At 36.6% G+C, this 15,801-nt stretch carries 6 protein-coding genes; all 6 read left to right on the top strand.

Annotated features, from left to right (window positions below; translation table 11 throughout):
• Positions 1-152 precede the first annotated feature (152 nt).
• The 6 genes from RM520_RS06130 (at position 153) to RM520_RS06105 (ending at position 15,801) form a co-directional block, all read left to right on the top strand.
• Entirely contained in the window at positions 153-1,178 is a 1,026-nt protein-coding gene (locus RM520_RS06130) for a LacI family DNA-binding transcriptional regulator (protein WP_311384822.1), read from the top strand.
• 170 nt (positions 1,179-1,348) lie between these two features.
• A complete protein-coding gene (locus RM520_RS06125; RefSeq protein WP_311387340.1) occupies positions 1,349-1,714 on the top strand; it encodes a fructose 1,6-bisphosphatase in 366 nt (121 codons plus the stop codon).
• A 12-nt stretch (positions 1,715-1,726) separates the two neighbouring features.
• Entirely contained in the window at positions 1,727-2,515 is a 789-nt protein-coding gene (locus RM520_RS06120) for a cell envelope biogenesis protein OmpA (protein ID WP_311387339.1), read from the top strand.
• Entirely contained in the window at positions 2,502-3,002 is a 501-nt protein-coding gene (locus tag RM520_RS06115) for a Rab family GTPase (RefSeq protein ID WP_311387338.1), read from the top strand. The genes RM520_RS06120 and RM520_RS06115 overlap by 14 nt, the downstream gene beginning before the upstream one ends.
• A gap of 5 nt (positions 3,003-3,007) precedes the next feature.
• A complete protein-coding gene (locus RM520_RS06110) occupies positions 3,008-4,504 on the top strand; it encodes a hybrid sensor histidine kinase/response regulator (RefSeq protein ID WP_311387337.1) in 1,497 nt (498 codons plus the stop codon).
• 440 nt (positions 4,505-4,944) lie between these two features.
• Positions 4,945-15,801 (top strand): PKD domain-containing protein, encoded by a 10,857-nt coding sequence (locus RM520_RS06105; RefSeq protein WP_311387336.1) that lies wholly within the window; start codon positions 4,945-4,947, stop codon positions 15,799-15,801.

The raw sequence follows: 15,801 nt of genomic DNA, 5'->3' as shown, positions 1-15,801 counted from the left end.
TTATAAATGTGATATCTATAATATTTTTCTAAATTTATTTGAATATCCTAATGAAAACTTTGTTTTTTTATCAATTATCTACGCAAACGTTTGCGAGAACGTTTGCGATTTTATTTACAGTATCGTTTGAATAATATTTTACATTTGAAAGAATGAGTAAAAAACAAAACACTACATTAAAAGATCTTGCGCTGGCACTTGAGTTATCAATTTCAACAGTATCAAGAGCCTTAAATGACCATCCTGATATAAGTATTAGTACCAGAGAAAGAGTAAAGCTACTAGCAACAAAACTGCATTATACTCCAAACCTTTTCGCTAAGGGTTTCAGAACTCATCGAACTCATATATTAGGGGTAATTGTGCCTAACATTTCACATTACTTCACAACAACTATTTTGAAGGGTGTTCTTTCAGAAAGTGAAAATTTAGGATATCGAGTGATTATTTCTGAATCAAAAAATGATGAAATCAAACAAACTGAAATGTTGGAAACTATGATTCAGTTCGGAGTCGATGGTATACTCATGGCATTGGCACGTAAGACAAAATCAATTGATAGTATTCTTCAAATTCAAAACCGTATTCCTTTAGTTCTTTTTGACAAAGTATCAGATAAAATACCGTGCACCCAGGTGGTAATCAATGATGAAGAAGCAGCATATAATGCGGTTGAACATTTAATAAATACAGGAAAAACAAGAATTGCCATAATTAAAGAAACAGAACAATCATTTAATTCTAGAAAAAGATTTGAAGGCTATCTAAGGGCACTAAAAGAGCATAATTTACCCATAGACGAAAAAATCATTTTAAGTACGGAAGACATTTCTCTTAATAAAGGAAAAATGCTTACTAATAATCTTTTGAGTCTTAAAAATCGTCCAGATGCAATTTTTGCAATTACTGATAGTGCTGCAATTGGTGCTATAAAAGCATTAAATAAATTTAACGTAGAAATACCAAATGAAATTGCAGTTGTAGGTTTTAGTAATAATATTAACTCAACTATAATAAATCCCTCGCTGTCAACGGTAGATCAGCCTGGCGAAAAAATTGGAAGAACTGCAATTAGCTATTTAATTGATGAGATTGAAAATCCTAAAGAAACCCTTCTTACAAAAACAGTTGAAATTAAAACAAACTTGATTGTTCGGGACTCATCTTTTGTTCCATAATAATGGATTTTAGATTAATGGAATTTGCGTTATTTAATCATTTTTTGCGGCTCAAAAAAATTCAAAATTACTACGGAAATAATTTTTATTAACAAATATTAATAAAGGTTGTAAACTTATTACCATGGAAACATATTTTAGTTACCTTACAATTAAATTTCAGAATAAAAATGACTCAAATTAGTTCCCCAAAGGATAAGGCACAGGAAAATGGTAAGCTCACCAATTCAAAAATCGAACAATTAAAGGATATTATTTTTGGCGAGAACATTCAAGAATATGATTCCGAATTTGAAAAAATAAAAAGCGAAATACAAAGCAAAAAAGTAGAACTTGAGAATCTAATTACGGAAATTAAAAATGATTTAGATGCTACTATCGATAATTTAAGTACAGACATCAATATAAGACTAACAGATATTGAAGATAGTTTTTCTGATAAACTCAAAGATTTAGACAACAACAAGATTGATAAGAACTCTCTAGGGCAGCTCTTAATATCATTAGGAGAGAAAATAGCCAAGGGCCAAAAATAAAAGCCCTTTTATATGAATGAGAAAGATAAGCTTACATTATTCAAAGAAATTCTTTTAACGGACGAACGAGAGTTTGCAGAAAAAATTTCAATTAGAATTGAACAAATTGAAAAGACTATAAACGAACAAAAGAAGCTTTCAAAAAAAGTCGATCCCATAATTACTGAGCGTTTGAACGAATACACTCGAAGTATTCCCGAAACATTAGGCAGTACAATCACAGAAACACTCAAAAAAGAAATTAAAAACTCACGTAATGAAGTAGTAGATGCCCTATACCCCATTTTAGGTAAAATGATCAAAAAGTATATCTCACAAGAAATAAAAGTGCTATCAGCCAAAATTAATGATCGTCTTAACTGGAAAAAGAGATTTAAGAATAGCATTAGAACTAAAAATAATGCTTCACCAAAACATTTAATCCCCACTAAAATCGAACAGGTTTTACTTATTGAGCAAGAGTCCGGAATTTTGATTGGAAGTTATTCAAACAAACAAACCATTGATGAAGAAATGATTTCAGGAATGCTAACAGCAATAAAATTGTTTGTTGAAGACGCATACCTAAAAAAACAACAACACCTGGAGCTCATTGAATATGAGTTATTTAAAATACATATTCAAAGTTTTATGACTCATTATATTGCAGTTGTAATTTCAGGAAATTATCATCCCTCTTCGAAAGACAAATTACAAAACATGATTTTTGACTTTTATGAAGAGTTTACAAAAACTAGTATAATAGAAACAAAGAGCCTTAATAAAAAATTAGCAAGTTATTTCAGTAATGCAGAAATCTAAAAAGATTGTACTTCTGGGACATTTTGGAGTTGGTAAAACCTCTTTAATTAGGCAATTTGTAAATAGCTCTTTTTCAGAATCTTATAAGGTAACCATTGGTGTTCATATTTCAAAAAAAGAACTCATTATCGAAACACTAGGTCCACTTTCACTAATTATATGGGATATAGAAGGAACCAAAGATTTAACTTCTGTTAGAGATGCTTATCTATTGGGTACTGATGGTGTGCTATATGTTTTTGATATAACCCGGCCTAAGAGTTATGAAAATATCCAAGACGATTTAAAAATAATTAAACAAAAATGCCCTAAAGCAAGCATACAAATCATTGGCAACAAATTAGATTTGATTGAAAAAGAAGTCTTAAACCAACTTGATAAAAAAAATCAGCTTACTTATGATTTTCTAACCAGCGCAAAAACAGGTGAACACGTTAATACTGCATTTTTAAATCTTGCAAAAAATTGTATTCTCCCAAAATCGTAAATAGAATGGGCCCGAGAATACAACATATTATTACAGATTTAAATGGAAAAATCATTAACAGCAATCAAGCTATCTATAATTTTCAAAAAAATAGCTTGATTAGTGAAAAACACCCTTTTTTTTACAACATAGAATTTTTACCAATAAGTGACAACGGACTAATATTTACTTGTGTCAATTTGTGTATTGAAGACCAAGGAATTGTTGCTGATATTGAAATTAATAAAAGCGGGAAAATTCTTTCTATTGTTATTCAAGATTTGACAAGTTATTATGAGAATTATCAATTAGTTGCGCAAGAAAAGAACGAATTAAATATTAGCTTAGAAAAAGTTAGCGAAAAAAATTTCATTCTTGAAGAAAGAGAGCAATTCAAAGAGAATTTTATTCAGAATTTTAGTCATGAATTACGAAATCCTTTAATGCATATTATCTCTTTTACTTCCCTTCTTTCTGATACCGGTTTAACTCAAGAACAAAGAGATTACGTCAATTTTATAAAAAGCTCAAGTAATAAATTGACTTCGATGGTAGAAGATATTTTAGAGGTTGGAAAAATTAATACAGGACAATTAATTATAAAAAAAGAAGCTTTTAGCATCGTTAATCTTCTTGAGAGTCTCCGCCTAGTATATGGTTTAAAAGCAAAGCAAAAAGGTCTTGTTTTAATAATGGAAATTAATGAAAATATACCTGAGGTATTAGTCTCTGACGAAAAATGCTTGTTCCAAATATTAACCAATCTTTTAGATAATGCCATTAAGTTTACAAATAGAGGGGAAATAGTCTTAAAGGTTATACTGAATCAACGCTGGGGTAAAAATATTAATTTGAGCTTTCATGTTTCCGATTCGGGTGGAGGCATTGAAAAGACTAGTATACCACATATTTTTGAATATTTTCATCGCCTAGATAATGCCAAAGAACATAGAGGTTTAGGATTAGGTTTGCCATTAGTAAAAAAAATACTGAATGCTCTTAAAAGTGATATAAAAGTAACCTCAAACTCAAAAGGCGGTTCTGTATTTTACTTTGATTTGAGTCTAACATGTATTCGAAAATCCTACATTAATCTCCCGACTTATTTGAATAAAAGTGTTTCTAAAACAACAGGTACAGCATTAAATAAAGCAAAGAAGCGTGTCATGATAGTTGAAGATGACGAGCAAACTCAATTAATCTTATTCAAGTACTTATTAGAAGAAAAAAAATACTCAATTGAAGCGTTTTCGGGCAAAGAAGATTTAAATCCCATAATTACAAAAGAACCATTAGATTTAATAATTGTTGATATTCATCTACCGGAGACTAATGGCTATGAAATCGCCAGCCTAATTCGAAATCTTCCTGATAAACAGACTAACAAAACTCCGATTATAGCCATAACAGCGGACGCTTATAAAAAAAATATCGAAAAATGTTATTCCTCAGGTATTAATACTGTCCTAACCAAACCATTTACAAAATTAGATTTAATTAATGCAATTAACACCTTTATTTAACCCTCAAAAAGGTGTACTTAGCAGACCTCTATAAGGTGTAATTCAATTTTAACATAATTTTTTAAGCCTTTTTCTTGTTAAAATACATTTCATCGGTAAAAACATACTTTTAATCGGTGTTTTTCTCCCTAATTCACTCTACGAATCTTACAATTAACAAAAGCAGAGGTAGCTTTATAATTAAATGTAAAACTGGTTGTTTTCATTTTGGTGATTTGTGGACGGGTAAATCTTAAAGTACTTATTAATTCCCCCGATTACTTTTATTATTTACCCGTTTTAAGTCCAAAAAAAATGAAAAAGCAATTTCACCAAGTTTTAAAAATGACAATAAAGCATTGATTCACAACAAGTTTTGCACATACTGCAACATAAAAGGCTTTTTACTTAACAATAACTATATGTTTGAATTTTCTTACAAATTTTTAAATATTTTCTTAATGTATCAACTAAAAAAGAGAAGCATACTAATAAGTATAACACTAATTACGCTGATCACTGGTTTCAATTCTATTCATGCACAAAACTGTTCAGTGAACGCTGGTATTAACGAAACCATTTGTGTTAATGATGGCGGTTTTACTTTATCTGGTTCCTCATCAGGTTTGATACAAAATGGCCCCATTTGGTCGCAAGTAGCAGGACCTTCAGTAATCATCGATGATCCAAATAATCCAAATTCATCAATTACTGGATTGATTGGAGGAAATATTTATACTTTTCGACTTTCTGCTGATTGTACTGATGGCACTACGCAATTTCAAGACGTTGACATTACAGTTGAACCAATTACAATTGCAGATGCTGGAAGTGACTTAGCTTCTTGCCCTGACAATACTGGTGCAATAAGCATTACAGGTAATAGTCCTATCAACGCGGGGGAAAATGGGGTTTGGAGTGTTGATGGGGCTAATAATGCTGGGGTTACAATCAATTCTCCAACTACTGCTACAACAACTTTAGATTTAGCGGATACCAGCGCCGGCACAACCACTTTAGTATGGACCATTACTGGTCCTGAATATTCCCCAGGACAATCTTGTGAATCTTCAGACACAATTACTATAACTAATTATGGTGGTGAGTTACCCGTAGACGCTGGAGGAGATCAAAGTCTTGATAATTGTTACACTGTAACGCAATCCACAAATTTGAACGCAAGTTTTGGTGGTAATAATATTAATGGGCAACAAGGAACGTGGTCATTTGTAAGTGGACCCAGCACTCCGAGTTTCTCTAATGCAAACAGCAATAATTCTAATGTTTCTAATTTAATAGAAGGAACATACGTATTACGATGGACAGTTACCGGTCCTTGTGCATGGGGTCAAGATACTATGACGATTACGGTCGACGAAGCGACACAAGATATTAGTTCAGCCAATGTACAAGAAAATAATATTCGTTTTTGCGATTCTGGTATTACCACTACAACCTTAATAGGTTCACAACCTCAGTTTTCTGGCGAAACTGTAGAATGGACACAAACTAGTGGCCCAGCAGCATCAATTTTAGATGATACCAACAGTACAACTCAAATTTCTGGTCTTAGTTCTCCGAACACCTATACATTTGTTTACACTATTACAAATGCTACAACAGGTTGTGATGATTCAGAAACAGTAACCATACAATACTCTGTAGACCCCATTACCATTTCGGCAAATGGTGGCGCAGATATCAATGCAACTTGCGGACAAACACAGGTTGATATTCCTTTTTCAACAAGTGGCGACGGTACCAATACCTATGCGATCATAAGCGGACCTTCATCCTCATCTCTAGTGGACCCAAATGATTTTAATAACACTGGTAGTTCTCCATTAACAATTGACTTTGATGTAGAGGGTTCTTATACTGTTTTATTAAGAAAAGCAGTTAGTGGATCAGTTCAAACAGGTTGTGATGTGGCTACTGATGCTATTAATGTTAATATTTCATTAACCCCGACAGGAGCAAATGCAGGAACAGGACAAACGCTAGCATGTAACGTAACATCTACATCAATTGCTGGTAATGGGGTATCTATAGGCAATTCTTTGTGGTCACAATTAAGCGGCCCTAATGCGGCAACCATAGGAAGTCCTTATGCTCAAACTACTGCAGTTACTGGACTAATCTCCGGTGAATATATTTTTCAATATGCCATTAATGGGGGTAATGCTTGCTCTCCATCAGCCGAATCTACGGTAAGTGTAGTAGTATCTTCAGATGCACCAATTACAACTGATGCTGGACCTGACCAACCATTATTGTGTTTTGGCGCACCAGTAGCATTGGCAGCACAAGAACCACCTGCTCCTAATCTAGTAGGTACATGGTCTGTAGATACAGCACCAGGGGGGGCAACTATTGTTTTTGAAGATGAAAATGATCCAAATACCACGGTTTCCGGATTAGATGTGGCTAATGAAACTTATATTTTCCGATGGACTGTTGCCAACCCTAATGATAATACTTGTCCTCCTCCGGGTACTGATACAGTGACAATAACAACTGATTCGACCCAAGGCCCTTCAACAGCCAATGCTGGTTCGGACCAATGTCTTTCGGCTGGTACTGGCTCGGTAACGCTTGCTGGAAATGCTCCTGGAGCTGGAGAAACAGGAGAATGGACATCAATTCCAAACACAGGTATCAGTTTTGCTGACAATACACTATTTAACACAACAGCTAACATCACAATTGATCAAAGCTATATATTGACTTGGACTATTACTAAAGTTGGATGTCAATCAACTTCTGATGATGTTGAAATAACAGTAGATGCTGCTGCAACTGCCGATGCCGGTATAGATCAAGCAGTCTGTTCTACAACAGTTAATATGGCTGCAACTAGTTCTACCGGAAATGGATTTTGGACACAGATTTCAGGACCTGGCGGCTTTACAATAGATGACGAAACAAGCCCTACCGCACAATTTACATTTACCTTTTCTGGACAATATATATTTGAATGGACTGTAGAAAGCGGAACTTGCTCAACAGATTCTGACCAAATTACTTTAAATGTGGGCATACCTGCAACAGTAGCTACAGTAGGTGCAAATCAAACTATTTGTAATGCCACAAATGCGGTACTCTCAGGCAATGCTTTCGACAATAATACAGAAAATGGTTTTTGGACATTATTGTCAGGTGCTCCGAACACCCCTACAATTACAGATGTTAATGATCCAAATTCCACAGTGACGGACTTAGTATCGGGATCTTATACGTTCAGATGGACCATAGCAGGTGACGCCAATTGTCCAACTACCTTTGCTGATGTTACTTTTGATGTCTTTGTTCCAGCAAATGCTGGAAGTGATCTCCAACTTTGTGAAGTGAGCAACTTTTTATTAGAAGCCACATTTGGTTCGACAGGTACATGGTCTCAAATAAGTACAACTGGACCGAACGCAGTAATCACGCAAAACCCTATTAATGGCAGTGTTGCTGAAGTTAGTATAACACCAGGAAATACTTATGTTTTTGAATTTACAACGGATTATTCAACGTGTCCAATAACTTCAGACCAAATTACAGTAGTTTCGAGTGCTGCACCTTCAATTGACCCTTTAGCTGGACCTGATCAAATTCTGTGTACCGCCGATATCGGAGCACCATTTCAAACAACATTGGCAGGTAATAGCGCACCAGTGGATGTTTCTAATGCAGAATGGCGTTTTGCAAATGAACCCTCTGGTAGTGTGGCTACTATTGACTCACCAAATAGTCCTACCTCAACAGTCTCTAATCTTTCGGTGCCTGGTATATATATTTTAGAATGGAACTTTGAATCAGGAAATTGTTCAGATACCGCCGATGTTCTAAGAATTGAAGTGTTCGAGGCACCTTCCACGGCGGATGCAGGAACAGATCAGACCGATGCCTGTCAGTTAGACGTTCAGATGAATGCTGTACCACCAACAGCAGGTATTGGAACTTGGACATTCTCTAATGACCCATCAGCAGGTACAGCCATTATCGATAGCCCTAACTCACCTACAACCACTTTATCAAATATAACAACCTTAGGTACTTATGAACTTACTTGGACAGTTACGAACGGTACTACATTTACAAATCCTTCACTTTGTGCTCCATCAGTAGATATAGTAGAAATAACATTTACGGATGTTTCCCCTTCGGATGCAGATGCAGGACCAGATCAAGAATTTTGTAATGCGACGGAAACTAACTTAGATGCTATTGCGCTATCTGTTGGAACCGGAACTTGGAGTCAAACTGCAGGCCCAGGAATTACAGATTTTGGAGACTCCGCTACAATTGCTGACGATAATAATCCTAACACTTTAGTTTCAAATTTAGAGGCAGGGACTTACGAATTTACTTGGACCGCTACTAATGGTGGATGCGATTTTACTGACACCATGGAAGTCCAAATTATTGAACAACCATTGGTTGCTGATGCCGGACCGGATCAAATTATACAGCAATTCTCGCCAATAACGCTGGCAGCAACACCATCTTCAATAGGAAGTGGAATATGGACCCAAATTTCAGGGCCAACAACGGCAAGTTTTGTTGATGAAAATGCATTTAATACGGGTGTTTTTGGAACAGACATTGGTGTTTATGAATTTGAATGGACAATCTCCAATGGAATATGTTCTGATGTTTCGGATACTATGACAATCACAATAATAGGTATGTCTGATCTTGAACTTACCAAAACGGTTAGTCCAACAGTTGTAAATGAAGGAGATACGGTAACTTTTACTATATCAATTTTTAATAATAACGTCTCTACTTTCGGAAACTCTGATGCTACTGGAGTTTCTGTGGAAGATATTATACCAGATGGTTATAGTTTAATACCTGGTACTGTAAGTAATAGTGGTGTTTATAATCCAGGTAATCTAACCATTATCTGGTCTGACCTAAGCATCACTTTTGGATCAACACTTGAACTTACTTTTGATGCCACTGTGACTGCGAGCGGTAACTATGATAATACTGCTGAAATAATCGCAAGTGATCAACCAGATCCTGATTCAACTGTAAACAATGCAATTGATTCCGAAGATGATCAAAGTACGACATCAGTCACTCTTCAATCCGCAGATTTAAGTCTTTTAAAATCAGTTAGTCCTATAACGGCTAGTGTTGGTGAAACAGTAACTTTTACCCTTGCAATTTCTAATGGAGGTACAGATAATGCCACGGGGGTTTCAATAGCTGACATCGTTCCAATAGGATATACAATCGGAACAATTAATGACGGTGGAACTACAATTGGGAATGAAATTACATGGACTGGTCTTACTGTAACTAGTGGGGGTTCAACGTCCGTTTCTTTTGAGGCTACTGTAAATGCACCAACAGGATCGGTCGGAGAATATAATAATATTGCCGAAGTAACGGCAAGTGATCAAGCAGATTCTGATAGTTCTCCTGATAATGACGATGGAGATCAAAGTGAAGATGATGAAAGTAACGCCGGTATTACCATAGAGTCAGCGGATTTAGAATTGACTAAATCAGCATCTTCTTCTACTGGTAATTTAGGTGACACAGTTACTTTTACTATCGCCCTTTCAAACAATGGAACCGGAGATGCTACCGGTGTTTCAATTGTGGATGTACTGCCAAACGGGTTTAATATTGTTGGCGGCACCATAAGCGATGGAGGATTCTACAATGCAGGGAGTTTGACAATAACATGGGATAATCTAGCGGTTACTAATGGAAATACACAAAATTTAACATATGACGTTACCGTAAATGGGAGCGGAAATTATACCAACATTGCAGAAATTACAGCTTCTGATACTCCAGATCCAGACAGTACACCAGATAATGATGATGGTGATCAAAGTGAAGATGATGAAGCAAATGCTACATTTACCATACAAACCGCGGATTTAAGTTTAGCTAAATCAGTGAGTCCTACAACGGCTAGCGTTGGTGAAACCGTAACATTTACCCTAACTGTTTCCAATGCAGGAACAGCGGATGCCACAGGAGTTGAAGTGACCGATTTAGTACCCGATGGTTACACCATCGGAACTATTAACAATGGTGGATCAGCTTCTGGCAAGGAAATTGTTTGGACAGGTCTCAACGTAACCAACGCTGGATCTACCTCAGTATCTTTTGAAGCCAATGTAAATACTCCTTCCGGAAATACAGGTGAGTATGACAATACCGCTGAAATTTCGGCAAGTGATGTGGCCGACCCAGATAGTACACCAAATAATGACGATGGAGACCAAAGTGAGGATGATGAAAGCGCTTCTGGCATTACTCTCGAACAAGTAGACCTTGAACTAGATATCTCAAGCGTACCTACTTCGGGCAATGCGGGCGATACCGTTACATACAACGTAGTATTGACCAATGACGACACCATTGAAACTGGTGATGCCACTGGAGTGGAAATTGTGGTTGTAGTTCCTTCCGGGTTTACAATTGTTCCAGGTAGCATTAGTGGTGGCGGTGTGTACAACCCTGGTAGCGGGACCATAACTTGGAGCGATATTGATGTGTCAAACGGAGATACTTCCAACTTCACATACGAAGTAACCGTAAATGAGTCTGGAAATTATAATACAACCGGAGAAATTACGGCTTCCGATTTACCGGATGTGGACAGTACGCCAAACAATGACGATGGAGACCAAAGTGAAGATGATGAAGCAATTTCCCCTTTCTCTTTGCAATCCGCCGACCTTAGTTTAGTGAAAGATATTAGTGCTGGATCCAGTGCGACCCCTAACATAGGTGATACCGTGGTTTTTGAACTTACAATAACAAATGCAGGTCCAAACACTGCAACTAATTTAGTTATTGAAGATGAGGTGCCAAGAGGCTACACTTTAGGAACCGTCAACAATGGTGGTACTTCCATTGCAGGTACTTTCTTAAGTTGGAATATTGCCTCACTGCCAGTTGGCAACACTACCCTATCTTATGAAGTTACTGTAAATCAACCTTCTGGTGATATTGATGAATATTTAAATATTGCGGAGGTAGCGGCAAGCGACCAATTAGACCCAGATAGTGCGCCCTTCAATGATGATGGTGATCAAGACGAGGATGATGAAGACTTTTTTGAAATCACACCACAACTTATAGATTTAAGCCTTGAAAAAACAGTTAGTACAAGCAATCCAAATGTTGGTGACGTTGTTACCTTCACAATAGCAGTCAGCAACTTAGGTAATGTACCTGCAACAGGGGTTACTGTTGAAGATATTCTTCCTTCTGGTTATAGCAATGTAACCAGTATTAGTAATGGTGGTTCGTTTGGAGCTGGAGTTGTTTCTTGGTCTGGGTTAAACATTCCATTAGGTTCTAATAGCATATCCTTGACATTTAATGCGCAAGTTTTAGCTCCAAGCGGTACAGTTGATGAGTATAAAAACCGGGTTGAAGTTACGGCTGCTGACCAATTTGATACAGATAGCACTCCAAACAACGATGATGGTGATCAAAGTGAAGATGATGAAGATAATATTGCCATCACACCACAACAGGCAGATTTAAGCCTCACTAAAACTGCAAGTACCTCAAGTCCAAACGTTGGAGAGACTGTAATATTTACATTGACGATTAACAACCTAGGGCCTAATATTGCAACCAATGTTGCTTTAGAAGATATTTTACCTTCAGGCTTTACTTTAACTACAGTAAATAATGGTGGTTCATCAGCAGGTAATACTGCAAGCTGGACGGGTCTAACGGTACTCGCTAATGGCGGTTCAACCTCAGTAACCTATGAAGCAACTGTAAATGCACCTACAGGAGCAGTCGATGAATACCTAAATGTAGCCAGTATTACCGCATCTGACCAATTTGACCCAGATAGTGACCCTACTACTGGCAACACGGTCGATGAAGATGGTAATGGTCAAGGTGACGATGATGATGAAGATGCCTTAAATATTACCCCTAACGTCGCTGATTTATCATTAACCAAAATAGTTGTTGATGGAGATACTAGTCCCCAAGTAGGAACAGAAATCAGTTTTGAAATTACCGTTTTCAATGACGGTCCTCAAGATGCTAATGATGTCGTAGTACGAGATTTACTTCCTTCAGGTTTCGATTTTATACTTTATAGTTCCACTGCTGGGGTATATACCGAAAGCACCGGTATTTGGTTAGTAGGTGATATTTCAGCCGGAGGTTCTGAAACACTAGTTATTGATGTATTAGTAAATCCTACAGGAAGTTATACTAATGTAGCAGAAGTTATTGCTTCAGACGTCTTTGATATTGATTCTACACCAGATAATGATATTTTGGTGGAAGATGATCAAGATGAGGTAACAGTAACACCAATAAACACCATAGATGTTTCTTTAGACAAAGCGGTGAGTAATGATACACCTGATGTAAATACAGACGTTACTTTTACAATAACTATTACCAATGAAGGGCCCAGTGAGGCTACTAATCTTCAAGTATTAGATCAGTTACCTTCTGGCTATACTTATGTATCAGATGACTCAGCAGGGGCTTATGATGATACCACAGGAAATTGGAATATTGGAAATCTTGGTATAGGAAGTACAGTTATATTAAATATTATTGCCAACGTCAATACCACGGGGGTCTTTACCAATGTAGCCGAGATTATCTCACATACAGAATTGGATATTGATTCAACACCAAATAATGATATTCTTAGTGAAGACGACCAAGATGATGTTGTAGTTTCTCCAAGACAATTGGTCGATATTTCAGTAACAAAAATTGCAGATAATATGACCCCAAACATTGGTGGTCAAATTGAATTTACTATTACTGTAACCAATGATGGGCCAAGTGATGCCACTAATATCGTTGTGACAGATTTATTAGAATCTGGCTATGAATTTGTAAATGCTACGCCTTCAAATGGGATTTACGAAGAGTTGAATGGTTCATGGACTATTGGAGATTTGGATAACGGAATTACCGAAACTATTACAATTACTGCAAATGTTTTAGCCAATGGCACATATACCAATACTGCCGAGCTAACCGATTTGAACGAGTTTGATATTGATTCAGAACCATCTAATAATGATGATACTGAAGACGATCAAGAAACTATAGAGCCATCACCCGTTTTGGTTTCTGATTTGGAACTAACCAAGGAAGTAAATGTGGCAACACCATTTGTTGGTGATGAAGTCATATTTACCTTGAGTTTAATCAATAACGGTCCAAGTGACGCTAGTGGCGTTGAAGTGGTTGATTTACTTCCTGATGGTTATACTTATGTTTCTAACAATAGTACAGCTGGGGTCTATAATGAAGCTTCAGGCTTATGGTCTTTGAATGGTGTAATTCCAAATGGAACAACTGAAACCTTGAACATTGTAGTTCTGGTTAATCCTACTGGTAATTATAGTAATAGTGCTGAAATTACAAATTCTGATAACAATGATATTGATTCTACACCTGCAAATAATATTGCTTCGGAGGATGATCAAGATAATGCCGACACCACACCTATACCATTAGCTAATCTCTCGTTGGTTAAAACCGTGGATAACGAATTTCCGGATGTTTCGGACAATGTAACCTTTACATTGACCTTGAATAATGCAGGTCCAAGCGCAGCAACAGGGGTTCAAATCAATGAAACATTACCTTCAGGCTATACTTATATTTCTGATGACAGCGGGGGTCTGTATGATCCCGGTACGGGAATTTGGAATGTTACGGGCCTTGCTGCCGATGCCGTAATAGAACTAAATATTATAGTTAGTATAAATACTACTGGAAGTTATGCAAATATTGCAGAAGTTATTGCAGTTAACGAATTAGATCCAAATTCAACCCCTAACAACAACGACATCAATGAGGATGATCAAGATGAACAAGTTACTATTCCAAGAGTAATTACTGATATATCGGTATTAAAAACCGTTGATAATCTAAATCCATCAGTTGGTTCTCAAATAACATTTACAATTACTGTAACCAATGATGGGCCAAGTGATGCCACTGGTCTTGTTGTTGAAGATATTCTAGCTTCTGGCTATGATTTTGTCAATGCATTTCCGTCGGCAGGCACTTACGATGAAGTAATCGGTTCTTGGGATATTGCAAGCTTATTAAATGGGGATTCTGAAACCTTAGAAATTGTTGCCACGGTGCTAACAAATGGTGATTATTCCAATACTGCGGAATTAATAGCACTTGATACTTTTGACCCAGATTCATCACCAGATAACAATTTAAACTCTGAAGATGATCAAGATACTGTAATCCCTGTACCTACAGGCCTAGCTGATTTGAGCCTAACAAAAGAGGTAGATGAATTAAACCCTAATGTTGGTGATATTGTTGAATTCACTATTAACCTTACCAACAGTGGTGATAGTGATGCAACCGGAGTCGTTGTTACAGATATTGTACCAATTGGCTATACCTATCAATCACACCTAAGTACAGCGGGGGTATATAACTCCGACACCGGTGTTTGGAATACCAATGGAGTTATACCAAATGGTACTACTGAAACCCTTATTGTGTTGTTACAAGTCAATGCACCGACAGGAGTAATTGATGAGTATACTAATATCGCTGAAATAACTGCTAGCGACCAAGCTGACCCTGATAGTAATGTCAATGAAGATGATACTATTGATGATTTGGACGATGGGATTACTGATGATGATGAGGCCAGTGTTACTGTGGTACCGCAATCAGTTGATATTGCTGTAAACAAAATGGTAAGTAATGAACGTCCTAAAATTGGAGATGAAATTCAATTTACAATTACCGTAAGTAATTCAGGTATGTCAAATGCCACTAATATAGGTATTGAAGAAGTTCTGCCAAACGGATATGCTTATCAAAGTTCTGAGGCCTCTATCGGAACATATGATGAAGTTGATGGATTCTGGGAAATTGCAATCTTAGCAAATTCTGAAACAGCCACTTTAGTCATTACCGTGGAAGTTTTAGAAGAGGATGACTATATCAACATCGCAAGTCTCGCATTTGTGGACCAAATTGATTTAAATGAAAGCAATGATTCAAGCCAAGCCTCTATTGACCCAACTTGTTTGACCATTTACAATGAGTTTTCACCAAATGATGATGGTGTGAATGACTTTTTTCAAATAGATTGTATTTCTCGCTATCCAAATAATATACTTCGAGTCTATAATAGATGGGGAAACATTGTTTTTGAGCAACAGAACTATGATAATACTTGGGATGGGCTCTCTAACGGACGAGCTACAATAAGTGATCAAGAACTTCTACCAGTCGGCACTTATTATTACATACTTGATTTAGGAGACAGCTCAGAACCAGTTTCAGACTGGCTATATATTAACAGATAA

Origin of the sequence: Croceitalea vernalis (assembly GCF_031846405.1) — a bacterium.
Taxonomy (GTDB): Bacteria; Bacteroidota; Bacteroidia; order Flavobacteriales; family Flavobacteriaceae; genus Croceitalea; species Croceitalea vernalis.
This window is presented reverse-complemented; position numbering and strand designations above follow the sequence as displayed.

Excerpts from the sequence above, each read along its gene's own strand:
- RM520_RS06130 (WP_311384822.1), top strand. The coding sequence starts at position 153 with ATGAGTAAAAAACAAAACACTACATTAAAAGATCTTGCGCTGGCACTT.
- RM520_RS06105 (WP_311387336.1), top strand. The coding sequence starts at position 4,945 with ATGTATCAACTAAAAAAGAGAAGCATACTAATAAGTATAACACTAATT.
- RM520_RS06120 (WP_311387339.1), top strand. The coding sequence starts at position 1,727 with ATGAATGAGAAAGATAAGCTTACATTATTCAAAGAAATTCTTTTAACG.
- RM520_RS06125 (WP_311387340.1), top strand. The coding sequence starts at position 1,349 with ATGACTCAAATTAGTTCCCCAAAGGATAAGGCACAGGAAAATGGTAAG.
- RM520_RS06115 (WP_311387338.1), top strand. The coding sequence starts at position 2,502 with ATGCAGAAATCTAAAAAGATTGTACTTCTGGGACATTTTGGAGTTGGT.
- RM520_RS06110 (WP_311387337.1), top strand. The coding sequence starts at position 3,008 with ATGGGCCCGAGAATACAACATATTATTACAGATTTAAATGGAAAAATC.